The sequence below is a fragment of the Pseudomonas veronii genome, from assembly GCF_001439695.1.
GTDB classification, from domain to species: domain Bacteria; phylum Pseudomonadota; class Gammaproteobacteria; order Pseudomonadales; family Pseudomonadaceae; genus Aquipseudomonas; species Aquipseudomonas veronii.
Map to the genome: position 1 here is coordinate 14,217 of NZ_JYLL01000034.1, position 24,064 is coordinate 38,280.

At 61.2% G+C, this 24,064-nt stretch carries 20 protein-coding genes; 4 read left to right on the forward strand and 16 right to left on the reverse strand.

Going from position 1 to position 24,064, the window contains the following annotated elements; translation table 11 throughout:
* Positions 1-21 precede the first annotated feature (21 nt).
* The 7 genes from TU80_RS26830 to rfbB are packed head-to-tail and all read right to left on the reverse strand — an operon-like array spanning position 22 to position 7,108.
* The gene (locus TU80_RS26830) at positions 22-480 is read right to left on the reverse strand and encodes a YiiD C-terminal domain-containing protein (protein WP_057005772.1); all 459 of its coding nucleotides are present in this window, start codon (positions 478-480) and stop codon (positions 22-24) included.
* A gap of 26 nt (positions 481-506) precedes the next feature.
* A complete protein-coding gene (locus TU80_RS26835) occupies positions 507-1,892 on the reverse strand; it encodes a sigma-54-dependent transcriptional regulator (RefSeq protein ID WP_046385041.1) in 1,386 nt (461 codons plus the stop codon).
* Complete coding sequence (locus tag TU80_RS26840; RefSeq protein WP_046385040.1) at positions 1,889-3,697, reverse strand: sensor histidine kinase; 1,809 nt, start codon at positions 3,695-3,697, stop codon at positions 1,889-1,891. Before TU80_RS26840 ends, TU80_RS26835 begins: the two co-directional genes overlap by 4 nt.
* Positions 3,698-3,733: 36 nt before the next feature.
* The gene (gene rfbD / locus TU80_RS26845; RefSeq protein WP_057005773.1) at positions 3,734-4,615 is read right to left on the reverse strand and encodes a dTDP-4-dehydrorhamnose reductase; all 882 of its coding nucleotides are present in this window, start codon (positions 4,613-4,615) and stop codon (positions 3,734-3,736) included.
* Positions 4,612-5,157: a dTDP-4-dehydrorhamnose 3,5-epimerase gene (gene rfbC, locus TU80_RS26850; RefSeq protein ID WP_057005774.1), complete on the reverse strand. Its 546-nt coding sequence runs from the start codon at positions 5,155-5,157 to the stop codon at positions 4,612-4,614. Before rfbC ends, rfbD begins: the two co-directional genes overlap by 4 nt.
* The gene (gene rfbA, locus TU80_RS26855; RefSeq protein WP_057005775.1) at positions 5,154-6,029 is read right to left on the reverse strand and encodes a glucose-1-phosphate thymidylyltransferase RfbA; all 876 of its coding nucleotides are present in this window, start codon (positions 6,027-6,029) and stop codon (positions 5,154-5,156) included. The genes rfbC and rfbA overlap by 4 nt, the downstream gene beginning before the upstream one ends.
* Positions 6,026-7,108, reverse strand: coding sequence for a dTDP-glucose 4,6-dehydratase (rfbB, locus tag TU80_RS26860; RefSeq protein ID WP_017848549.1), 1,083 nt, complete (start codon positions 7,106-7,108; stop codon positions 6,026-6,028). The genes rfbA and rfbB overlap by 4 nt, the downstream gene beginning before the upstream one ends.
* 153 nt (positions 7,109-7,261) lie before the next feature.
* On the opposite strand from rfbB, the gene TU80_RS26865 reads away from it, so the two are divergent.
* From TU80_RS26865 to TU80_RS26880, 4 genes are all read left to right on the forward strand, one after another.
* Positions 7,262-10,171 (forward strand): aminotransferase, encoded by a 2,910-nt coding sequence (locus TU80_RS26865; RefSeq protein ID WP_057005776.1) that lies wholly within the window; start codon positions 7,262-7,264, stop codon positions 10,169-10,171.
* Between the two features lie 120 nt (positions 10,172-10,291).
* The gene (gene aguA / locus TU80_RS26870; RefSeq protein ID WP_057005777.1) at positions 10,292-11,398 is read left to right on the forward strand and encodes an agmatine deiminase; all 1,107 of its coding nucleotides are present in this window, start codon (positions 10,292-10,294) and stop codon (positions 11,396-11,398) included.
* Positions 11,399-11,632: 234 nt separating this feature from the next.
* Positions 11,633-11,848: a hypothetical protein gene (locus TU80_RS26875; RefSeq protein ID WP_017848546.1), complete on the forward strand. Its 216-nt coding sequence runs from the start codon at positions 11,633-11,635 to the stop codon at positions 11,846-11,848.
* A gap of 587 nt (positions 11,849-12,435) precedes the next feature.
* On the forward strand, positions 12,436-13,722 hold the full coding sequence (locus tag TU80_RS26880; RefSeq protein WP_046385033.1) for an OprD family porin: 1,287 nt from the start codon (positions 12,436-12,438) through the stop codon (positions 13,720-13,722).
* Between the two features lie 73 nt (positions 13,723-13,795).
* On the opposite strand, the gene TU80_RS26885 is transcribed toward TU80_RS26880, so the two are convergent.
* From TU80_RS26885 to TU80_RS26925, 9 genes are all read right to left on the reverse strand, one after another.
* Positions 13,796-15,925 (reverse strand): M48 family metallopeptidase, encoded by a 2,130-nt coding sequence (locus tag TU80_RS26885; protein ID WP_057005778.1) that lies wholly within the window; start codon positions 15,923-15,925, stop codon positions 13,796-13,798.
* Positions 15,926-16,141: 216 nt separating this feature from the next.
* Positions 16,142-16,936 carry a hypothetical protein gene (locus TU80_RS26890; protein ID WP_057005779.1) on the reverse strand — a complete coding sequence of 265 codons (795 nt, stop codon included), beginning with the start codon at positions 16,934-16,936 and terminating at the stop codon, positions 16,142-16,144.
* Positions 16,937-16,949: 13 nt separating this feature from the next.
* Positions 16,950-17,765, reverse strand: a complete 816-nt coding sequence (locus TU80_RS26895; protein WP_057005780.1) for an acid phosphatase — start codon at positions 17,763-17,765, stop codon at positions 16,950-16,952.
* 37 nt (positions 17,766-17,802) lie between these two features.
* Complete coding sequence (locus tag TU80_RS26900) at positions 17,803-18,645, reverse strand: MipA/OmpV family protein (RefSeq protein ID WP_057005781.1); 843 nt, start codon at positions 18,643-18,645, stop codon at positions 17,803-17,805.
* Positions 18,646-18,717: 72 nt separating this feature from the next.
* Positions 18,718-19,752 carry a DUF1254 domain-containing protein gene (locus TU80_RS26905; RefSeq protein WP_057005782.1) on the reverse strand — a complete coding sequence of 345 codons (1,035 nt, stop codon included), beginning with the start codon at positions 19,750-19,752 and terminating at the stop codon, positions 18,718-18,720.
* A gap of 159 nt (positions 19,753-19,911) precedes the next feature.
* Positions 19,912-20,898, reverse strand: a complete 987-nt coding sequence (locus TU80_RS26910) for an AraC family transcriptional regulator (RefSeq protein WP_057005783.1) — start codon at positions 20,896-20,898, stop codon at positions 19,912-19,914.
* Positions 20,899-21,229: 331 nt separating this feature from the next.
* Positions 21,230-22,228 (reverse strand): NADP-dependent oxidoreductase, encoded by a 999-nt coding sequence (locus TU80_RS26915; RefSeq protein ID WP_057005784.1) that lies wholly within the window; start codon positions 22,226-22,228, stop codon positions 21,230-21,232.
* A 68-nt stretch (positions 22,229-22,296) separates the two neighbouring features.
* A complete protein-coding gene (locus TU80_RS26920) occupies positions 22,297-23,166 on the reverse strand; it encodes an alpha/beta fold hydrolase (RefSeq protein WP_057005785.1) in 870 nt (289 codons plus the stop codon).
* A 47-nt stretch (positions 23,167-23,213) separates the two neighbouring features.
* Positions 23,214-24,002 (reverse strand): SDR family NAD(P)-dependent oxidoreductase, encoded by a 789-nt coding sequence (locus TU80_RS26925; RefSeq protein WP_057005786.1) that lies wholly within the window; start codon positions 24,000-24,002, stop codon positions 23,214-23,216.
* Between the last annotated feature and the right edge of the window lie 62 nt (positions 24,003-24,064).

A 24,064-nucleotide genomic window follows, 5' to 3' on the forward strand; every position in this document is an offset into this window, starting at 1 on the left:
CTTTGTTTTGTGGCGCGGCGGCTAGCGGTGCAGGACGTACTGGCCGCTGAAAACCACTGCGCGCTCGTCACTGCCGTCATTCACAATCCACGTTTCCAGGGTCAACCGTGCGCGGCCATGGCGCTTGTACGTCGCCACAAAGCGCTTCCACACTTTCTCCTCCGGCGCCTGGCAGATCACGGTCGCGTCTCGTGTGACCGGCAGCGGGTAACTGATCTGCCCTTCCTGGATCACGATATGCCCGTCTTCGAGAATGCCTTCTTCACGCAACTGCAAGTGCAGCCAACCCCAACCCGCCAAGACCGCGCCGCAATACAGGCTGCCGCCGAACATGGTGCTCTTGTGGTTGATATTGGCTTGCAGGGGCAAGTGCAGTTGCAATTGGCCGTGTTGCCAGTCGAGCACCTTGAGGCCCATTTCCCGGGTGAGGGGGATGTCGTGGTGGAGGATAGATTCCAGGTAACGGCTGTCGCGGCTCATGGCGGCCTCTTGGCGGATAGGGTGGGTTATTCGTCGTCGCTGCTGTGGCTGGCGCTGTCGGCAAAGTTGAGGCCGTGCTTGCGCAGTTTGTCATGCAGGGTCTTGCGCGGTACGCCGAGGGCTTCGGCGAGGCTGCGCAGGGAACTGTGGGGGCGGCTCAGTTCGGCGGCGATCAGGCTTTTTTCGAACTGTTCGACTTGTTCGCTCAGGCCGCCGGGGGTGGAGGTCAGCAGGCCGGCGGAGAGATTGTCCGGGGTGTTGTCCAGCGCCAACTCCAGGCCCAGGGCGAAGCGCTCGGCGGCGTTCTGCAATTCCCGCACATTGCCCGGCCAACTGTGGCGCAGCAGCAGCGCGCGTTGGCCCGGCTGCAATTCGTGCAGCGGCAGGCCATGGCGGCTGCTGGCTTCGTCGGCAAAGTGCTGGAACAGCATCAGCGCATCTTCACCGCGCTCACGCAGCGGCGGAATGCGCAACGGTGCGACGTTGAGGCGGTAATACAAGTCGGCGCGGAAGCGGCCCTGGTCGGCGGACTGGCGCAGGTCTTCCTTGGTGGCGGCGATGATGCGGATATCCAGCGGGATCAGTTGATTGCCGCCCAGGCGCTCGACCACGCGCTCCTGCAGCAGGCGCAGCAGCTTGACCTGCACATCCAGGCTCATGCTTTCGATTTCGTCGAGGAACAATGTGCCGCCGTTGGCGAATTCGAATTTGCCGATGCGGCGTTTTTGCGCGCCGGTAAAGGCGCCCGGCTCGTGGCCGAACAGCTCGCTTTCGACCACCGACTCGGCGAGCGCCCCGGCGTTGATCGCCACGAAAGGCCCGCTGCGCCGGCTCGACAAGTCGTGCAGTGCGCGGGCGACCACCTCTTTGCCGGCGCCGGTTTCGCCGAGGATCAGTACATCGGCCTTGGTTGCCGCCAGCGCGCCGATCTGCTCGCGCAGGCGCAGCATTTGCGGGGAATGCCCGACCAGGCGCGTGCTCAATTGCTGGCGATCGCTGAGGGCCAGGCGCAGGCTGCGGTTATCCAGCACCAGCCGGCGCAGGGCCAGGGCGCGGCGCACGCTGTCGAGCAGGGCGTCGCTGGCGAACGGCTTTTCGAGGAAGTCATACGCACCGGCACGCATGGCCTGCACCGCCAGCGGTACATCGCCGTGGCCGGTGATCAGCAGCACCGGCAGCTCCGGGTCCTGGCCGTGCAGCTCGGCCAGCAACTCCAGGCCGTCCATGCCGGGCATGCGGATATCGCTGACCACCACGCCCGGCCAATCCCGCGACAGCTGCGCGGTGAGGCCGGTGGCTTCGCCCAGGGGCAGGACTTTCAGCCCGGCCAGGTCCAGGGTCTGGCACAGGGCCTGACGCAAGTGTGGATCGTCGTCGATCAACACCACCTGAATCTGGTTATCGATACTCATACACTGCGGTCCTCGGACGGTTGCAGACTGACGCCCGGCGAGCCGGCACGCAATTTCAAGGTTAACAGCGCGCCGCCTTGCTTGTGGTTGGCAAACAGCAGTTCGCCACCAAAGGCACGCATCAAGGTGTCACAGATCGCCAGGCCCAGCCCGAGGCCCTGGGTGCGGGTCTTGGTGGTATAGAACGGCTCGCTGGCGCGTCCCAGGGCTTCCATGCAAAACCCCGGGCCGTTGTCGCGAATGTACAGGTTGACGCCCTGCTCGGTGGTTTCGGCACTCAGCCAGAGTTTGCGCGGCGGGCCTTTTTCGGTGAGGGCGTCGAGGGCATTGGCCAGCAGGTTGCCCAGCACTTGGCGTAGGCGGGTTTCACCGGCCTCGACCCACAAGGTCGCCTCGGGCAAATCGCGGATCAGCTCGACTTCCATCGCGCGCCGCCGCTTGGCCAGCAACGCCAGCGCGTCGTCCAGCGCCGGTTGCAGGGCGACGCTTTCCGGCGCATGCCGATCGCGGCGGGCGAACGCGCGCAAGTGGGCGATGATCGAGGCCATGCGGCCGGTCAGTTCGCTGATCAGTTTGAGATTGCCGCGCGCGTCGTCGGTTCGCTCATGGTCGAGCAGGATTTCGGCGTTTTCCGCGTAGCTGCGAATCGCCGCCAGGGGCTGATTGAGCTCGTGGCTGATGCTCGCCGACATGGTGCCCAGCGCCGACAGTTTGCCCGCCTGCACCAAGTCGTCCTGGGCGCGCACCAGTTCCTGCTGCGCATGTTCGCGCTCCAGCACTTCCTGTTTCAGGCGCCGGTTGAGCCCTTCCAGGTCGCTGGTACGCTCGGCCACGCGCATTTCCAGTTCGCGTCGGGCCTTGGCTTCGAAGGCGATGCGGTCCAGGTAGTGTCGACGGCGCTGCATCATCAGGCCCAGCAGCAACATCAGCACCAACAGCGTGGCGCCGCCCACCGCGACCACGGTGCGTACCGGGCGGTTGATCAACGATTGTGGCGCGAGGATCTCCACGTTCCAGCCGGTTTCGGCGATGGCCGTGGATTGGCGCAGCCAGGCCGTCGGGCTCAAGGCCAGCGGTTGCGGATCGCGGGTCGGGTAGGGCTGGATCGCGATGATCGCCTGGCGCTCTTCGTCCGTCAGTGGCCGGGTGGCGCGGAACCGCCATTGCGGGCGCGAGGTCAGGATCACGACGCCGTTGTGGTCGGTGACCAGCAGTTGCTCGGGGGTGTTGCCCCACAGGCTTTCGGTGTGGTCCAGGTCGACCTTGACCACCAGCACACCGATGACTTTCTCGCCATCGCGCACCGCGGCGGCGAAGAAGTAGCCGCGTTTGGCCGAGGTAGTGCCCAAGCCGAAGAACCGGCCCAGGCGCCCGGCCATGGCTTCGCTGAAATACGGGCGGAACGAGAAATTGCGCCCGACGAAGCTGTCTTGCTTGTCCCAGTTGGACGCGGCGAGGGTCTTGCCGGTGGTGTCCATCAGGTACATCACTTCGACCCCGGCCTGGGCGGCGACGTCCTTGAGCAACAGGTTGGCGTTGGCCAGGTTGGTACTGACCTGCGGTGCCGCCAGCGCGGTGCGCAGGGCTGGCAAGTCGCCGAGGATCTGCGGCAGCACTTCATAGCGGTGCAGGGTGCCCAGCAGGTTGGCGACGTACAGGTCGAGGGTCTGGCGGTTCTGCCCGGCCAGTTCGCTGCGGTAGTAGCGCTCGGCCAGGTGCTCCAGCGGCCACAGCAGCGGCGCCAGGCACAGCGCCAACAGGGCGAGGCTGCGCCAGCGGGGTCTTCGCGGGAGGGGTGGGGTCATGGGAGTCATGCGCCTGAGGGTACAGGCGCATTATGCCTAGTGCTGCTGTGCAAGACACTCGCGCAATGCGTCTTGCCACAGCGGCTGGCTGACCTGCCACTGCTGTTGCAGGCGGCTGCAATCGAGGCGCGAGTTCAGTGGGCGCCTGGCCGGCGTCGGGTAGGCGCTGGACGGGATCGCTTCCAGGTCGGCGCAGGGTTTGCCTGTGGCGCGCAGGTGCTCGCCAATCGCCTGGGCGAAGCCGAACCACGACGTTTCGCCTTGGGCGGTCAGGTGATAGACACCCCAGTCGCCCGCTTGCCCGGCCTGCCAGCGCTCGATCAACGCGCGGGTGCTGTTGGCGATGGTGCCGGCCCAGGTCGGCGCGCCGATCTGGTCGGCGACGATCCGCATCTGCGGTTTTTCTTGCAGCAGACGCTGCATGGTCAACAGGAAGTTCTTGCCGTGAAGGGAGTAGACCCAACTGGTGCGCAGGATCAGGTATTCGCCCCCCACTGCCACGATCGCCTGCTCACCGGCGAGCTTGCTCTGGCCGTAGACGCCCAGCGGATTGGGTGTGTCGGCTTCGGTGTAGGGCGCAGGTTTACTGCCGTCGAACACGTAGTCGGTGGAGTAATGGATCAGCGGCACGCCCAAGGCCTTGGCTTCCTCGGCGAGAACGCCGGGCGCGGTGGCGTTGATCGCGAAGGCCGTGTCCGGCTCGCTTTCGGCCTGATCGACCGCGGTGTGGGCCGCGGCGTTGATGATCAGGTCGGGGCGATGGGCGCGCACTTGCTGGCGGATCTGGTCGACGTGAGCCAGGTCCAGCCTGTCGCGGCCCAGCACGATGAGTTCGCCCAGGCCCAGGAGTCGTTGTTGCAGCTCTTGGGAGAGTTGGCCGTGTTGGCCGGTGATCAGAATTTTAAGGCGGCTGCTCAAGGGAATAGCTCCGCGTCCCTCAGGTCTTTGCCGTTCTGATCCTTGGCGGACAATGTCGGTGTGCCGTCCAACTGCCAATCGATGTCGAGTTCAGCGTCGTTCCAGCGAATGCAACGCTCTGCGGCAGGCGTGTAGTAGTCGGTCGTCTTGTAGAGAAACTCGGCGTAGTCGCTGAGGACCACAAAGCCGTGGGCGAACCCCGGTGGAATCCACAATTGGCGGCTATTGTCGGCAGACAGGCGCACGCTGGCCCACCTGCCGAAATTAGGCGAACTGCGGCGGATATCCACCGCCACATCCAATACTTCACCCGCTGTCACGCGTACCAGTTTGCCCTGGGCGTGTTCGATCTGATAGTGCAGGCCCCGCAGCACGCCTTTTTGCGAGCGTGAGTGGTTGTCCTGCACAAATTGTGGTTGTAAACCTGTGGCCTGGGCAAAGTCCCTGGCGTTGAAACTTTCGTAGAAAAAGCCGCGCTCATCGCCAAAAACCTTCGGCTCGATGATCAATACACCGGGCAACTCAGTGGCGGTTACATTCATTCAGTATCCCCGGCGAGCGTGTACAAATATTGACCGTAACCGGTTTTGCCAAAGTACTTGGCGCGCTCCAGCAGATGGTCACGATCGATCCAGCCATTCTCGTAAGCGATCTCTTCAAGGCAGGCAACTTTCAGCCCTTGGCGGTGCTCGATGGTCTGCACATAGGTCGAGGCTTCGAGCAGACTGTCGTGGGTGCCGGTGTCGAGCCAGGCAAAGCCACGGCCGAAGCGCTCTACATGCAGGTCGCCGCGTTGGAGATAAGCATTGTTTATGTCGGTAATCTCCAGCTCTCCGCGTGGCGAGGGCTTGACCGCCTTGGCGATGTTGATCACGTCGTTATCGTAGAAATACAGACCGGTCACGGCATAGCTGGATTTCGGCTTCGCCGGCTTCTCTTCGATCGACAGGGCGCGGCCCTCTTTGTCGAAGTCGATTACGCCGAAACGCTCTGGATCTTTGACCCAATAGCCGAACACGGTGGCGCCGGACGGGCGTTCGGCCGCGGTGCGCAGTTGATCACCGAAGTGTTGGCCATGGAAAATATTGTCGCCCAGGATCAGGCACACCGGATCGTCGCCGATGAATGCTTCGCCAATGATGAAGGCTTGAGCCAAACCGTCCGGCGACGGCTGCTCCGCATAGCTGAAACGCACGCCGAACTGGCTGCCATCCCCCAGCAGATTGCGGTATTGCGGCAAGTCCACCGGCGTGGAGATCACCAGGATGTCCTTGATTCCCGCGAGCATCAGCACCGAGATCGGGTAGTAGATCATCGGCTTGTCATACACCGGCAACAGTTGCTTGGACACGCCCAGGGTGATGGGGTGCAAACGGGTGCCGGAGCCGCCGGCCAATACGATTCCCTTCATCATGCAAGCAGATCCTTCATGTCGGTATTGCCCAATCGTTCGCCCTGATAACTGCCGTCCTGGACTCTGCGGCACCATTCCAGGTTATCGAGGTACCACTGCACGGTTTTGCGCAGCCCGGTTTCAAAGGTTTCTTGCGGGACCCAGCCCAACTCGCGTTCGATCTTGCTGGCGTCGATGGCGTAGCGCTGGTCGTGGCCGGGGCGGTCCTTGACGAAGGTGATCAGGTCGGCAAAGTGCGCGACACCGGCCGGGTGTTGCGGTGCCAGCTCTTCCAGCAGGGCGCAGATGCTGCGTACCACGTCGATATTCTTCTGCTCGTTGTGGCCGCCGATGTTGTAGGTCTCGCCGACCACGCCTTCGGTCACCACCTTGAGCAACGCACGGGCGTGGTCTTCGACGAACAGCCAGTCGCGGACCTGCAAGCCGTCGCCATAGACTGGCAACGGCTTGCCAGCGAGGGCGTTGAGGATCACCAGGGGGATCAGCTTCTCGGGGAAATGAAACGGCCCGTAGTTGTTCGAGCAGTTGGTCAGCAATACCGGCAGGCCATACGTGCGCTGCCAGGCGCGAACCAGGTGGTCGGACGCGGCCTTGCTGGCCGAGTAGGGCGAGCTGGGGGCGTAGGGCGTGGTTTCAGTGAACAGATCGTCTACGCCGTGCAGGTCGCCGTACACCTCGTCGGTGGAGATGTGGTGGAAGCGGAACGCGCTCCTGGCCGGCTCTGCGAGCGTTTGCCAATACGCGCGGGCGGCTTCCAGCAGGCTGTAGGTGCCGACAATGTTGGTCTGGATAAAATCCGACGGGCCGTCGATGGAACGGTCGACATGGGACTCGGCCGCCAGGTGCATGATCGCCTGGGGCTCGAAGCGCGCGAGCACGGCGCTGACGGTGGCCTGGTCGACGATATCGGCCTGGACGAACTCATAGCGGCTGTTGGACGCGATGCTGGTCAGCGACTCCAGGTTGCCGGCGTAGGTCAGTTTGTCCAGGTTGAGCACTTCGTGCTCGGTGTGTTGAATCAGGTGGCGGATCAGGGCAGAGCCGATGAAACCGGCACCACCGGTGATAAGAATACGCATGTCGGGGGGCCTTTTCCTTAGACGGACATTTAGCGAACGGAGCATAGCTTGAGTTGTGACGCGGATCTGTGCAAGCGCGGCACGTTGGGGGGGTTGCTTAACCCCCATCTACAATGGCGATATAGGCGCCTGATAAAAACAGAGGTCCTCATCATGTTGCTTGCCACGTTGATCCATCGCACCAGCCTGCCTTGCCCGCAAGTGGGGCCCGATCAGGCTGCACACTTGCTTGAGCGGCATTATGGCCTTGGCGGCACATTGCAATCACTTGGCAGCCAACAAGACCTCAACTACAGCGTCGACACCAACCATGGCCGCTTTGTTCTGAAAATCTGCCTGGGCGACTACGCCGCCGTCGAATTGCACGCCCAGCATGCCGCGCTCCACGCCTTGCAGACGCAGGACGGGTTGCGCGTCCCCCGAGTCATCAAGGCCCTGACCGGTGAGGACCTGCTGACCGTGACCGTCGACGGGCAAACCCTGCACCTGCGACTGTTGGATTACATCGACGGCCAGCCCTTGACCCACCTGCCTCACGTGGGCCGCGAGGTCATCGCAGGCTTCGGTGACTTGTGCGGGCGGATGAGCCAGGCGCTGGCCGATTTTGCGCATCCGGGCCTGGAACGGACCCAGCAATGGGACCCGCGCCACGCGCAGGAACTGATCAGCCACCTGCTGGCGACCCTGCCAGACCTGCCCCACCGCGCGGCATTGGAGCAAGTCGCCGAGCAGGTCGGTGAGCGCATTCGGCCCCTGGCGGATCACTTGCCGTGGCAAGCGGTACACATGGACATTACCGATGACAATGTGGTCTGGCAGCGCGATGCCCTGCGTCATTGGCAGATCCAGGGGGTGATCGATTTCGGCGATCTGGTGCACACCTGGCGCATCGCCGACCTGTCGGTGACCTGCGCCGCCTTGCTGCACCATGCCCAGGGCGATCCCTTTGCCATTTTGCCGGCAATCCAGGCCTGTCATGCCGTTACGCCGTTGCAGCGTGAAGAACTGCAGGCGCTATGGCCACTGATCGTCGCCCGTGCGGCGGTGCTGGTGCTCAGCAGCGAACAGCAGCAACGCCTGGACCCCGATAACGACTACCTGTTGAAAAACGCCGAGCATGAGTGGGAAATTTTCCAGGTTGCAACGTCGGTGCCGTTTGAATTGATGGAGGCGGCGATCCTGCTCTGTGTCGGGCAGACGCTGCCACCGATCGCCAGCGAGGGGTTCGCGCCGCTCTTGCCGGGGCTGGTGGGACGCGAGTTCGCGCTGATCGACCTGGGAGTGCTCAGCCCACACTTCGAAGCGGGTAATTGGGAACAGCCGGGGATTGACCGACGCTTACTGGACGAGGCTGCGGCGGTTCACGGGTTGGCCGCCAGTCGCTACGGCCAATACCGTTTGTCGCGCACCTGCCCGGACAGCGCCACGGAACCGCAGACGTTCCCGCTGCATGTCGAGTTGCACCTGCCCCACGGTACAGCGGTGGAGGCGCCCTTCGCTGGGGTGCTGCGTGTCGGTGCCGATGGCTTGCTGTGCGTGCAGGATGGTCCGTTGAGCCTGCGCTTGTGGGGCGTAAGCACCTCGTTGAGCGCGGGAGCGGCGGTGGTGGAAGGGCAAATACTGGGCGAGGTCCATGCTCCCCTGACCGTGCAATGGTGCCGCGCCGACGTTGAGCCACCGCTGTTCTGCACGCCGAGCCGGGCGTCGGCGTGGCAAGCGCTATGCCCGTCACCCTCGGCGCTGCTGGGGCTGGCCTGCGATGCCGAACCCGAGCTCGACCCCCAAGCCCTGCTGGCGCGACGCGATGCCAGCTTCGCGCGCTCGCAGAAGCATTATTACGTCGATCCGCCGCGCATCGAACGAGGCTGGCGCAACCATCTGATCGACATGCAGGGGCGCTCCTATCTGGACATGCTCAACAACGTCGCCGTGCTCGGCCATGGTCACCCCCGCATGGCGGCGGTGGCGGCGCGGCAGTGGTCGCTGCTCAACACCAACTCGCGCTTTCACTATGCGGCGATTGCCGAATTCTCCGAGCGCTTGCTGGCGCTGGCGCCGGACGGCATGGACCGGGTCTTCCTGGTCAACAGCGGCACCGAGGCCAATGACCTGGCCATCCGCCTGGCCTGGGCCTACAGCGGCGGGCGCGACATGCTCAGTGTGCTGGAGGCCTACCACGGTTGGTCGGTGGCGGCGGATGCGGTGTCCACGTCGATTGCCGATAACCCCAAGGCCCTGAGCAGTCGTCCGGACTGGGTCCACCCGGTGACCGCGCCCAATACCTATCGCGGTGAGTTCCGCGGGCAGGACAGCGCGCCGGATTACGTGCGAAGTGTGGAACACAACCTGGCGAAAATCGCCGCGAGCCAGCGCCAACTGGCCGGCTTCATCTGTGAGCCGGTGTATGGCAATGCCGGGGGCATCTCCCTGCCGCCGGGCTATTTGCAGCAGGTGTATGCGTTGGTGCGCGCCCAAGGTGGCGTGTGCATCGCCGATGAGGTTCAGGTGGGTTATGGCCGCATGGGGCATTTCTTCTGGGGCTTTGAAGAGCAGGGCGTGGTGCCCGATATCATTACCATGGCCAAGGGCATGGGCAACGGTCAGCCGTTGGGGGCGGTGATCACCCGTCGCGAGATTGCCGAGGCGCTGGAGGCCGAGGGGTATTTCTTCTCGTCATCGGGGGGCAGCCCGGTCAGTTGCCGGATCGGCATGGCGGTGCTGGATGTGATGGAGGAAGAAAAGCTCTGGGAAAACGCCCAAGTGGTCGGCGCGCATTTCAAGGCGCGGCTGGAAGCCCTGATCGACCGTCACCCGTTGGTCGGCGCGGTTCATGGTTCCGGCTTCTATCTGGGCCTGGAGCTGGTGCGCGACCGGCATACCCTGGAACCCGCCACCGAAGAGACCACACTGCTGTGCGACCGCTTGCGTGAGCTGGGGATTTTCATGCAGCCGACCGGTGATTACCTGAACATTCTCAAGATCAAGCCGCCGATGGTCACCTCCAGACGCAGTGTGGATTTCTTTGTCGACATGCTGTCGAAGGTGCTGGACGAACAGTTGTAAATAATCGATTGTTATCGATTAAATGCTGTCATATTTATCGACTATGTTGTTTTGATGCTTTTAAGGCCGATTTTTATCGGTTATAAAGTCGGCCTTCACCCTTTCGGAGCCCTGATCGCCATGACCACCCTGCACAGCACACCTCGCGCCGATGGCTTTCATATGCCTGCCGAATGGGCGCCACAGACCCAGGCCTGGATGATCTGGCCCGAGCGCCCGGACAACTGGCGCCTGGGTGGCAAGCCGGCGCAGGCCGCGCACGTGGCGGTGGCCAAGGCTATCGCGCGTTTCGAGCCGGTCACCGTGGCGGTTTCCGCCGGCCAGTACGAAAACGCCCGTGCCCGCCTCGACGTGCCCAATATCCGCGTGGTGGAAATGTCCAGCGACGACGCCTGGGTGCGCGACACCGGCCCGACTTTCGTGATCGACAGCCGTGGTGAAGTGCGCGGCGTGAACTGGGATTTCAACGCCTGGGGCGGTTTTGACGGCGGCCTGTATGCGCCGTGGAACCGTGACGCGCAGGTCGGCGGCAAGATCCTCGAGATCGAGCGTGCGCCGCGCTACCGCACCGAAGGGTTTGTGCTGGAAGGCGGCTCGATTCATGTCGACGGCGAAGGCACCCTGATCACCACCGAAGAATGCCTGCTCAACCGCAATCGCAACCCGCATCTCGACCGTGCAGCCATCGAGGCTGTGCTGAGCGCCAACCTGGCTGTGGATAAGATCATCTGGTTGCCAGACGGCCTGTTCAACGACGAAACCGACGGCCATGTGGATAACTTCTGCTGCTATGTACGCCCGGGCGAAGTGCTGCTGGCCTGGACCGACGACCCGCAAGACCCGAACTACTCACGCTGCCATGCCGCCATGGACGTGCTGCAAAGCAGCACCGATGCCCGGGGCCGCTCGTTCACAGTGCATAAAATGCCGATTCCGGGGCCGCTTTATGCCACCGAAGCAGAGTGCGCGGGTGTGGACCCGGTGGACGGCAGCCAGGAGCGCAACCCTTCCGTGCGTCTGGCCGGTTCCTACGTCAACTTCCTGATCGTCAACGGCGGCATCATCGCGCCGAGCTTCGACGACCCGCTGGACAACCAGGCCCGCGAAATCCTGCAGAACCTGTTCCCGCAGCACGAAGTAGTGATGGTGCCGGGCCGCGAACTGTTACTGGGTGGGGGCAATATCCATTGCCTGACCCAACAACAGCCTGCCCCGCAGAAAAACTGAGTGCGGTTGTAACAACGTCGGAGCGACGACCGGGCGCCACTCGGTTCTAGCGTTCACAGCAAGCCCGCGGCCCCGTAAGGCCGTGGGCTTTTTTGTGTCCAACTGCCTATAAATACTGCACATTGGCATAGCTTTTGTATTGGTATTGTCACAGTGGCCCACGGTGATGACTGCGCAGTTCTGTCATAAACCTTGAGTAAGTTAGCGGCTCACGCAGTAGGAGAGAGCGCTGAAATGAATGTCGATATCAACTTGATGCACACGCGCACGTTCCACCCCGTGCGAGTCAACAGTGACGAAATCCATGCGCTGGCGCTCTGGTTGAAGGCACATGGCTCACGGCAGGTCAGGCAGCCGCCTGATTTATTCAGTGTGATGAGTGAGCGCTACCCGGCAGGCTTGTTCAGCGACGAAGAAATGCACGCATTGTGCGAATTGATGAATAACTGAGAACTCGCCGATCAACCATCGGCGAGGGAGCACGTTCGCCATTGCGGTGTGCCCTTCACTGAATAAGTGATTGAGCTATACCTGTCGCGAGCAGGCCCCCGTTTAAAGTCGGTTCAGTCTTAGAAACAGCAGGTTCCCCTCACCATGATGTGACGACAGATCTTCGGGCTGAATCTGCGTCACATGGCTCGCTTAAGCGCATAAGACCTTACTTGAAAATAATGACAATTATTTGCATTTGTGCGCGTGCCTGTTCCCACGCGTTCGACTTATAAAATATGTTAGTGAGTCCGTATTTTTTCTGTATGGATAAGATTTCCAGGCGATGGCCGAAGCGCTGTAGGCCGTGGCTTAGAATTTTTTTGCCTAAATACAGACGATTAGCGAAATTGACACATAGTTCAACGCGAGACTAGCATTGCGTCCAACGCCTGTGGCTAACAGCCATGACTCAACCAATAAGAAAAGGCCCGCGGCAGTTCAGTCGTCCGCGGGCTTTGTTTTTTTCGGAAAAAGTCGACACCAAAACAGCAATACGGAGCCTGGTGTCATAGCGCGTACTCAACCAGTAATAAGGAATATAAGAAATGTTGAAACAACGGATGAGTCTGATCGCTCTGGGGATTTTGAGCGCATCGACAGCCATGGCAAACGACCAGGAGCAATCCAAGGGTTTCGTTGAAGACAGCCACCTGAACATCGCCGCACGTAACGCTTACATCAGCCGTGACTACAAGAACGGCAAGCAAGACAAAGCCGAATGGGGCCAAGGCTTCATCGGTAAGTTCGAGTCCGGTTTCACCCAAGGCACCGTCGGTGTGGGTGTGGACGTGATTGGCCAGTACGCCATTCGCCTGGACGGCGGTAAAGGCCGCAGCGGCGCGGGCGGTATCGACTTCTTCAAGCAAGGCGACAGCGGCTCTGCCGCCAACGACCTGGCTAAAGGCGGTGCGGCGGTGAAGTTCCGCCTGTCCAACACTGTGCTCAAGTACGGCGACCAGTTCCCGAACGTGCCCGTGCTGGCTTACGACAACTCTCGTCTGTTGTCGGAAACCTACACCGGTACCTCGATCGTTTCCAAAGAGATCGAAGGTCTGCAACTGGATGGGGGCCACTTCACCAAAGAAGCGCGTAAGAGCGCTGAAGGTACCGACAGCGGCCGTCTGAAAAGCATCGATTACATCGGTGGTAGCTACAAATTCACCGAAAGCCTGTCGGCAGCGCTGTACGCCTCCGACATGCAGGACGTGCTGAAGAAGCAATACGTGAACGTCAACTACGTACTGGCCCTGCCGGAAAAGCAGTCGCTGACGTTTGACTTCAACGGCTACAAGACCAAGCTGGATCGCAGCTTCGCCCTGGAAAACCAAGGTGATGCAGACGCGCGCGACAACAAAATCTGGAGCCTGGGCGCCACGTGGGCTGTTGGTCCGCACAGCTTCACCGTCGCTCACCAGCGCAGCACCGGCGACACCGGCTACCTGTACGGCGGCTACCGCAACGATGGCGGCATCGGCGACGGCGGCAACACCATCCTGCTGGCCAACTCCTACTGGTCCGACTTCAACGGCAAGGACGAGCGTTCGTGGCAAGCGGCCTACGGCATCGACTTCGCTACCTTCGGTATGCCTGGCCTGACCTACAACGTGGCCTACGTGCGCGGTACCAATATCGACGACGGCAGCGGTCGTGGCGATGGCACCGAGCGTGAAATCTGGAACCAGTTCAAGTACGTCGTTCAGAGCGGCCCGGTCAAAGACCTGAGCCTGCGTGCTCGTGCCTCGTGGTTGCGCGTTTCCAACAACGCCAGCAACTACAACGTAGGCGGTAACGAATTCCGCCTGTTCGCCGACTACCCGATCAACGTTTTCTAATTGATCCGGCGTCGCGCCTGATTGCAGGCGATAAAAAACCCCGACTGGTTCGGGGTTTTTTTATGTCGCGGGTTCAGTCCTGCCGGTTTTGCAGAATCTTGCGGGCGAGGGATGCGTTGACGTAGTCGGTCATCAGCGTCAGGCCTTCATAGGGTTCGATCTTCTTGTTGTCGATGCACAACTGCGCCATCTGCAACAGCACCTGACGTTTCTTGCGGTTGACCCGCGCACCGGGTACGCCGAATGCGGTTTTGCGCAGTTCGGGCAACGGCGCCTCGGGCGTCAGTTCGACGGTCACCCAGATGCCTTGGATAAACTGCAGCGTGACAGTGGCGATGTGTTCGATGGGCAGCGGTTGCGCCAGATTGGCGAACACAAAATGTTCCGGCGTCAGGCGCAACGCGGTCTGCGGCGCGCGTTTGAACCGGCGGATGCCCAGCCATAGAAATATCAGCGCAATGCTGGCAATCCCCGCCCCGGCACCCACGGCGGACAGCACCGTGCCTTTCAAGCGTTCCGGGGCAAGCCAGGGCTCGCTCATCATCGCCAGCCCTAGCAACATAAACGGCAGCGCCAACACCGCCATTAACACGGCACGTCGGCGACCGCCTTCGTGCAGGGCATGTTCGCCTTGCGCCGAGGCGGCCAGGGTTTCCAGCAGATGAGTGTGAGCGCTGTGTTCGCAGGCCGCTGCGGCGATCAGGTCGTGGGACAGTTGCTCACGCAGCGGGTGCGCCGCGCTGAAAAGGGCATCGATTTGCCGGCTCGCAGCCTCTGCGTCCACGCCACGGGTGGCGCTGTGCATGGCGTCGGCCCAGGGCACACGCAATGCGTGCAGGCGCTCGCCGTTGGAGGGGTGGGAATCGGTCGGGTGGGGTTGATGCGTTTCCAGCGCTTCGTCGGGTGCCTGCAATTCTTGGCCTTGCAACGCGGCGAGGGCGGCGTTCAGCACATCGCCCTCAACGGGGGTGTCGCAATGGGCCAGTAGCACGTCTTCCACAGGCGTCTGCAACACCGATATGCGCAACAGCGCCGAGGCTACTGCCGCATTGCCTGCCAAGCGGCCACCGGCGGCGTCGGCCAGCAACTCGCGCTCACGGCTCCAGCGGTTCACCGCATGATCGAAGCGCTGCATGAAAAACACCCCGAACAGGAACGACGGGCGCATCAACCAACCCTGGATCAGATCGCTGTTCATCATGGTCTGCGCCAGCGTCTCCAGGCTGCGGCTGACGCCATCGTAGATCGGCACAAAGCGCAGGCTGTACTCGGTGTCTTCGCCGACAAAATGTGCCAGCTCATGGCCGATCACGGCGTCGACTTCCTCGCGGCTCAGCAACCCCAGGTACAGCAGCGGCACATGCAGGGTGCGCCCGTGCAGCGGCGTTTCAGCGGGCCGCACCGTGGCGGGGCTGGAGGTCACGTAAAAGCCCAGGGCGAGGCTGACCACAATATGATCCGGCGGCAACGCGCCCAGTCTGTCGGCCAACTCGCGCACCTGGCGCCATAACCCGGGCGCCTGTTCAGCCGTCACCACCCGGCCGAACATCTCGAGTGGCGTGGGCTCGAACATCACCAGCATGTGCCGCAGTTGTTTGAGCAGCAGCCAGATCGAATACAGGCAGATTACCGCGATTACCCCCAGCCACCCCATCAGCTTGACTTCGCCCCGGCCCAACCGGCCGATATGCCACAGCGCCAGGCCCTCATAACTCAGCACCAAGGCGAGCGTCGCCGCCATCGCCACCACCTGGCTTACCAGTACGTAGGGCAACAACCGGCTGCCCAGGGAAAATACCTGCAGCAACTGTTCTCGCGACTGCTGCGCGCGCCGCCCCGCCCATTGCGTACCGGCCAGCGCGGCCACGCCGATCGCCGCGGCGAGCAGTCCGAGCCCCATCACCCAGGGTGCCAGCGTGCGCAAGACGCGATTGAGTTGGCGCGCGGTGGGCAGCTCGGCCTCGATTCGCGCCAGTCGGGAGAGAAACTGCTCCGGGCTGAGGGCGTCACTGCCCACCGTAATGGGCACCGTCGGATTTTCTTCCACCCACCTCTTCAGCACGGGCTTCATCACGTTGACATAGGCTTGGGCTTGGTCGGGAACCTGTGCGCCCTCGGTGGCGCGCTGCAATTGCCATGTTCCAACGCCGGCCAGCAGCAGGGGAAAAATGATCAGCAGGAAAATCAGTTTTATGGCGTTCATGGGAGTCCGTTCGCAACGCAGAAAGCGAACGTTTATACCGAAGAACAGGTGGGGTGGGCGAGAGGAGCGGTCTTCCCGGGCGTTAGGAAAAAGCGCCGCGGGAAGGAGGAGGGCTCTGTAGGCTAGATCGTCAATTCTGAAACGCTTTGACCTGTCAGCGGTCGAGGCGTTTGGCGTGGGGCTTGCTGACTGTTAACCATGGGCGATGATTTGTCCTCAGAATCGCCCACTGATACCCAACAGCGGCCCCTTCTGGACAATGTCGTAGACAAAGCCATCGTGACGATAATCAACCCCCATGGCCCGGTAGCCGAGCACCGCTGAAAACCCGGGTGAAAACTCCCAGCCTGCCAGCGCTGCCAGGTCCCAGTCTTCCCGGGACTGCCCGGTGCCCACCATCCCCCAGGATGACAGCCAGAATCGATCATTCACTGCATAGTGCCCTCGCAGGCCCGCCATGGCGTCTGCCCACGTCGCATTGTCAGAGCCAGAGGAACCGCCAGCCGGCCCACCATGCAGGCGGATGGTGGTGCCGCTGTACCAGACGCGCACGCCACCCGCGACATCCAACCGACGGCTTTCATCACCCAACACCGTGTACCCGCCTCCCAGGAACCCGGAGGCGGTCTTGCTTTCCACCTCAAGTTTGGACGCGGGGGCGTCCGCCGGCAGACGGTTGCGGGTGTCGGTGTCGATGTACATCAGGTCGGCGAGTACGCTGTATGGGCCGCGTCGCGCCTCGCCCATCAGCATCGCCGACATATCCACAGTGCGTGCGATATCCGCGAAATCGGACTTTATAAACTGGGTTCCGGTGCTGCTATGGCCCACATGTCCGCGAATGCCGGCGCCCCACACGTAAGGCCCACCGTTGAAGGTCCAGCCATCGCCGTCGGCCGCCATGGCCCTTGTTGGCAAACCGGACGCGGCTACCGCCAAGGCGCCAGCCACCAATGCCAGGCGTGCATGTTTGCGCCGCAACGCCGAGCGTGGGTTGTCGCTGTGCATCATGGTGTTTCTCCGGTCAATGCTGAGTCAGCGAGAGCGCCACACCCTCGGCCGCACAGTCCTCTGTAGGCTTGAGCCCCGCTTTTTGAGCGGCCTTGACCTCTTCCTTCGCGGCCGCCAGGTCCGCCAGGAACATCGGATTACTATGCAAACTCGCCACGGTCGCAGCCCCCATGATGCGGCCTGCGTCCACATCGCTCTGCCAATGAGCATCGCAGATGACCCGGCTCTGGCCGAATGACAGCCCGCGAGTCATCAATTCAGTGGCGCGTGCGGGTTGAATCTCGGCCAGCAACAGCCCCCAGGCCCAACCGGCAGCGGAGTGGCCGGACGGCCAGGAGCCATCCGTGCGCAGCAACGGTTCCATGTCTTTACGACAGGTTCCTTCGTTGTGCGCCACGAATGGGCGGGTGCGGTTGTAGGCGTTTTTCCCGGCATAGGTGGAACCGCCCGCATCCGTCAGGGTGCGCTGCATCAAGGTATAAAGATGCGGTGTGTTTTCTTCGGTGATCGGTGTGCCCATCGCGCAGGAAAATGCTTTCGCCGGACCCGGAAATGACAGCTCGGCATCCGCTGCCGCGAGTTTCTCCCGGGCCGTACCTCGCAGCGACAGCGCCGCTCGGCGTGCTTCCTCATCCCGCGCGAGCGCCGCAGAGTCGGGCTTTGGCGGGGCGCCAAGCAATGCCAGGCGCAGTGGCAAGTCGGCCGAGTCAAGATAGCCCGGGGCGAGTTTGAAGTGAGGGTCCGTGACCTTGGTGACAGCATCGTCGGCCAACACCAGCCCGGAGCAGAGCAGGCCGGCCAGCCCCAGTTGCTTTTGTATTGTTTTCATCGAGGATTCCCTTATCTATCCCGGAATTGCCGGCTGATCAAAACCGGTAGAGGGCGTTCAGATAGGCGCCTGCGCCCACTTTTTCGCCCGTCAGCGGGCTGTTGCGGGCATCGGAGACCAGGGCGTAGGTCTTGACGCCGCCTTCCAGTGCCAGTTGTGGTTGCCATTGCCAGGTGAGGCCCAGTTTCAAGGTCACGTCGCGCATCCCGCCACCGGGGTGGTATTCGTCGAACCGGGTGCGTGCAGCCTGTTGGGCGGTGACACCGAAGCGCGCCATCATGTCGTTCTCGTTGCTCCAGGTGCCGTACAGGGTCGAGTCCAGGGTCAATGTCGAAGACAGTGCGTAGGCAGTGGCCACCCCGGCCTCCAGATACGCGGTACGCCCCAGGCTTTGCCCACCGTAATCACGGTTCTGGGTTGATTGCAGGCCTCGAACGAACAGGCGACCGGCCGGCAGCACCCAATACGCTTCCGCCCCGACCAAGGCCGTGCTGTCCAGGTTGCCCATTCCCCTCAGGTAGTTATCCCGACCGTCGAGGGTGTGGATTCTTTCCTTGCGCCCCGGGTCGTAACCCATCAGCAGAGCCACGCCAAAAGGAGAAAGCCCCGGCAAATCCCAGCGCAGTCCGTCCGGGAAAGCGGCGGTGAATTTGCCCCAGTTTTCGGTAGGCAAGACCGCTTTGAATTTCAGTGAAGGGAATGCGGCATAGTGTGAAGCGCCTTCGTACAACGGGCCGACGGCCAGCCCGCCGCCGACGGTCACGGAGGGTTCGTTTGAATCCTCCGCGTGTGCAGGCAATACCATCGCAAGTGCGAGTGTCGCACCGGTAATGAGCGTTACCGGATGCTTGAGAAAGTTTGAACCACCGATGGTTGTCATTGCGTCTCTCCTATGCGGTAAAGCCAAACTTATTGGCGTTTTTATTTAGTTATAAAGTTTGTAGATTTTTAATCAGCGCGTGACTGGCTGCGGCTTCGGAAAGCTCCATTGGCCATTCAGTATTTGTTCGCTTGGCTGATAAAGCCTGACTGTGTAGTTCCAGCCGGGTGGAGTCGGCAGGCAATTCGCGATCTTTGCGTCGCAGCCACCGAACTGAATGACAATCGAACCATCCTCACTTTTCTTGGCGGTGAGGTTGTTCAACGAGTAAGCGTCCTGAGGGTTTTTCTCAAAGTAACCGTCTGCGTTATAAACACTCACGGACCAGAAACTGTTCACCGGAACATCCCCGACTTTGAGCCGGTACACAGTGTTGCCGTTGTTCTTTGGCATCACCCCGCCCAGGTAGATAGCGTCCTTGGCTGGGTTTCCGCCCCACCCCGTCGCAGTGCCGATCAAGTGATGGATCGGGTTGACCGCGCCCTTGGGCCCAAAGGACTGGTTGTAGTCGGGAATGGTCGAGCCCAGGACGGCCAAGGCATCACGTACCTTGGCCTGGCTGGCCTGGTCCCACTTCGGTACGACGAACTCCCCAACCTTGGCTTGGCTGACCGTGATTGCGTCCTGCAGTGCATGCACTGTTTCAAGGTCTTTGCGATCGGAGGGGTCGAAGAACGTCCGCACCGCCACAAACACATAACGTGTGCCGACAGCCTCTTTCGTCAGCGTCCGGCGACCGGCGCCGTAAGTGACGATGGGTACGTAGTGATCTTCATTGATCACCGCCATCGACATGAACCTTCCCCCGGCCTCGGGCAAGGTGATCGTGACGGGGCCTGCATCGAGATCGAACACCGCCGATGAATAGAGCGTGTCCCGATTCATCCGCACCACATTCTGGGCATCGATTGGCACGGCTTCGCGGCTGTGAACAAAGCGGCCCAAACTGCCAGTCGCCACCATTTTTCCCAAGTAGAGATCGGACTCGGCACGCACGAAGTTATCTACACCCACCGGTATTGCCGCGTCCGAGGATGACTGGGCGTTCGCGCTTCCAAAAGCTGCCAACGCCATGGCGAAGATGCAGGCCGTGGATGAAGGGGACATGTAAACCTCTTGGTTTTATAAGTTGGCGTTAATTTTTTGACTGTATAAGAACGCCTTGGCACAAACTTGCCATTTGGTGCCAAAAGCAAAGCGAGCGCGCACGCGAAGGCCATCCCTGAACGGGGCTAAAGAGTTGGGCAAGCAGGCGAGGAGGGGAGGTTAACGATCTTGTTTCAACAAGATGGAGCGATAGCGCGACGGCGGGCTCCCGGTCCAGCGCTTGAAGGCACGCGTGAAGTGCGCGGGATCGCTGTAGCCGACCATATAGGCAATCTCGGTTGCGCTGTATTTACCGCTGGCCAGTAACTGAAATGCTTCGCTACGACGTGTCTCGTCACGTAATGCGTCAAAGTCGATGCCGCAATGTTCGAGGCGACGCTGCAACGTTCGGGGCGACAGCCCGATCGTTCGTGAAATAGTCGCAAGTTTGGACAGTTCCTGATCCGCTATCTGCTTGGCGAGCACGTCAGCTGTTTCAGTGGTCGACTTCAAGGCTTGAGTGGTTTTCCAGGCAATATCCCGAGTGTAGTGCAGGGGAATTTCAAGCAACTCACGATCGAACTCGATCATGTTGTACTCAGCGTTCATGTGGAGATTCGGGCCCAGGTATTCTTCAAGCGCCTCGTCGCCTCTTTCTCTTGGGTTCTTTAGATGTACGCGTATGGCGCCGGGCTCGCCGGACATGAGCGGCACTTTTCTGAGCACCACCAGGCTGGCGGTAATGACTTGCTTCGGATCAGCCCCGTGCTGCCCGTTAAAGTGGTGGATGAGTTTCGTCGTGCGCCCTTCGGTGACAATGTTTACTTCTCCTCCTTGATGCAGTAATTGCGTATGGACTGCCGCCATTGCACACGCCTGAGCGAGGCTGGTGGAACCCAATATCAATTCGCCCCATGCACCGAGTGAGCGCACGTCGGTCAAATGCCCCACAGACGCACCGGCGAAGGGGTCCTGTGCGATAGCTGCCATTTCGTTGGCGATATGAAAGCAGGCCGCTCGTGGTACCCAGGCATCCGGGTTTTGAAACACGTGAGGAGAGATACCAAAACGCCGAAAGAACTCCAGCGGCAACACGCTGCGCATGCTCAGATAGGGGGCTATTTGTCGAAGAGTGCTGAGTTTGATGGCTGGCGCAGCATTCGTCATGGGGGGCGCACCTGTTTTTAGAGGCAATCCACTTGAAACCGTCTGGGTGCGCGGGGAAATACGTGTGGAACTTCTGCTGAAGTCGCGCTGTTGAAAGCACAGTAAACATGATGGTCGATTCGGCGACAAGATCATCGCTTTTCGACATTCGCCCCCTTTCCCGTTACTGCTCAAGCATCAAGCTACGCCAAATGATTATCGGCGCTTCCACAGGTGCAACTTGCGGTTGCAACGGCGCCTGTGTGTGCGGTGGCGGTTCCTCTGGTTCAGGCGCTGGGGGCTGGTACTTGGCGACGTGCGCGTTATCGACTGACATATTGTTGGAGTGCGCTTATTGGAGAGTGATGATGACTTTGCCTTTTGATCTGCCCTGCTCGACGTAGCGCAACGCCTCTGCCGTCGATTCAAAAGGGAAGGAACGATCAATGACCGGTTTGATAACGCCAGCTTCGATAAGCGAGCTGATTTTTTGCAGTTGTACGCCGCTGGCCCGCATAAACAGAAATGCATAGTTCACCCCGTGCTTGCGGGCTTTTCTACGAATACCGCTGCTCAGCAGGCGCATGACTTGTCGCAGCATCCAGGACAAGCCTTGCGCTTGGGCAAAGGCTGCCGTCGGTGGCCCGGAGAGGGAAATGAGCTGTCCGCCGGGCTTGAGAACCTCGACCGATTTCATCAGCACATCCTTGCCCTGGCTGTTCAATACCAGGTCGAAATCGTGTAATTCGCTCGCAAAGTCGTGCTTCTTGTAGTCGATGACCACATCCGCCCCGAGCGCCTTTACCCATTCGACATTCGCCGTGCTGGTGGTGGTCGCAACAAAAGCGCCGAGGTGTTTGGCGAGCTGGATGGCAAACGTGCCGACACCGCCGGAGCCGGCATGAATCAACACCTTCTGGCCTTTTTTCAGCTGGGCGGTCTCAACCAGCGCCTGCCAAGCCGTCAAGGCGGCCAAGGGGACGGACGCCGCTTCGGCCATGTCCAGGTTCGAGGGTTTCAGCGCGAGTGCGTTTTCGTTCACGGCGATCAGTTCGGCAAACGTGCCGATCCGATCCTCGGGAGGGCGTGCATAGACTTCGTCTCCCGGGTTGAACCGCGTCACCGCCGAGCCTGTGCGAACGACCACCCCCGCCAGGTCGTTGCCCAAGACCAATGGAAATGTATAAGGCAGGATCAGTTTGAATTCGCCGGTTCTGATCTTCGAGTCCAACGGGTTCACGCTTGTTGCGTGCACCTGGATCAGAACGTCATGCACACCGACCGCAGGGTCGGGCACTTCGCCAAGCATGCCGTTCTGCTTGCCGTAGCGGTCGATAAGAAATGCCTTCATGTTGCAACGCTCTTGTCGGTGGAATGAGAACGGGGCGCGGCCCCGGCAACGTTGATGCGATGAGACGTTCAGGCGTCGAGGAACGCCAAGGTCTTGCTCACGAAATCGCCAGGGTGCTGGAAAATGCTGCCATGCCCGGCGTCCGGGTAAATGACCAGTTGCGCGTCGGGGATTCGCTTTGCCAGCTCAAGCGAGTTGACCGTGGGCACCATGATGTCGTTGTCGCCGTTGGCGATCAGCGTCGGCATCTGCAAGCGCCCGAGGTCTTGCGGCGCCTGCCTGCCCCACGCAGTAATGGCTTTTAATTGCCGAAAAAACGCACGGGGTGTCGGGCCTTTGTCCCGGTCTTGCTGGCGTTCTTTCAGCCGTTGCAAATACTCGGACGCGGCGCGTTGTCCGTTGGCCGTGCCGGTAAAGAATAGGTAGAACTTGGGATCGCGTAGCGTCAGCAGCCCCTTGAGCATCAACGGCCAGGTCACCGAACCGACGTTGTCGATGCCTGTGCCGCCGGCCGGTCCGGTTCCGGTGAGGATCAGCCGGCGCACGCGTTCGGGGGCTTTCAGGGCGATGTCTTGAGCGACGAAGCCACCGAGTGAAAAGCCGAGCAGGTCCACCTTGTCCAAACCCAACGCACGGATAAAACCGATACCATCGTCAGCCATTTCACCGACGGTCAACGGCGCGACGCCACCCGAGCCACCGATACCACGGTAATCGGTGGTGATGACACGCCGGTTTTTCGCCAGACCGTCAATGATCCTGGGGTCAAAGTTATCCAGCACTGCCCCCCAATGGTTGAACATGACCAGCGGAACCTGCGTTCTGGGGCCCAGATCGCGGTAGGCAAAAGGTATCCCGCCCACCAGAACCGACTGGTTCGCCGCGTGGATAAATGACGACGGTGAACCGGGATGATTGCTGCTAGCCAAAAGAGTCATGTTTATTCCGTGCGATTGCGGAGCGAGGCCGACCTGCTCGACAGGGTTCAGACTTGAGTCAAATAGCGCGGCGCCACGACGGACTGTCTGATCTGCGACAAAAGACCCTGACGTGCGGTTTGCAGGGCATCCCAGCGCTCGCCTTCTTGCAGCGGCGGAATGGTCACCGGTTCGCGGCGATCGAAGCCGACCAGTGCGGCATCGACCAGGTCAGCCACTTCCATGACTTCGCTCAAGGTGTTGATGTCGATACCGGCGCGATCCCAGATCTCCGTGCGGGTGGCCGCGGGCAATACGGCCTGCACATAAACACCCTGAGGCGAAAGCTCCAGGCTCAGGCCTTGGGAAAGGAACAGCACAAACGCCTTGGTCGCCCCGTAGACCGACATACCAAACTCAGGCGCCAGGCCCACCACCGAACCGATGTTGATGATCGCGCCTGCACCGGCTTTGGCCAGGCGTGGCGCGATGGCGCTGGCGAGTCGCACCAGCGCAGTGGTGTTGAGGGCCACCAGTTGCGCCACGCTGTCGGTGCTTTGCTCGATGAAGCTGCCGGACTGCGCGGCACCGGCATTGTTGACGAGGATGCCGATGCGAGCGTCATCCCGCAGGCGCGCTTCGACTGTGTGCAGGTCGCCGAGTTGAGTCAGGTCGGCCGCAAGCACTTCAACGGCGACGTTGTGTTCACCGCGCAACTTTGCGGCGAGCGTTTCCAGGCGCGCGTGGTCGCGGGCAACCAACACCAGATCATGCCCGCGTTGGGCAAAACGCTCGGCGTAAACCGCGCCGATGCCAGTGGAAGCGCCAGTGATGAGAACAGCAGGGTAAGTTGTCATGATGTCAGCTCTTTATCGGGAACATGGATTGATGCACGAATAAAACCGGGCTCGATCAGCCA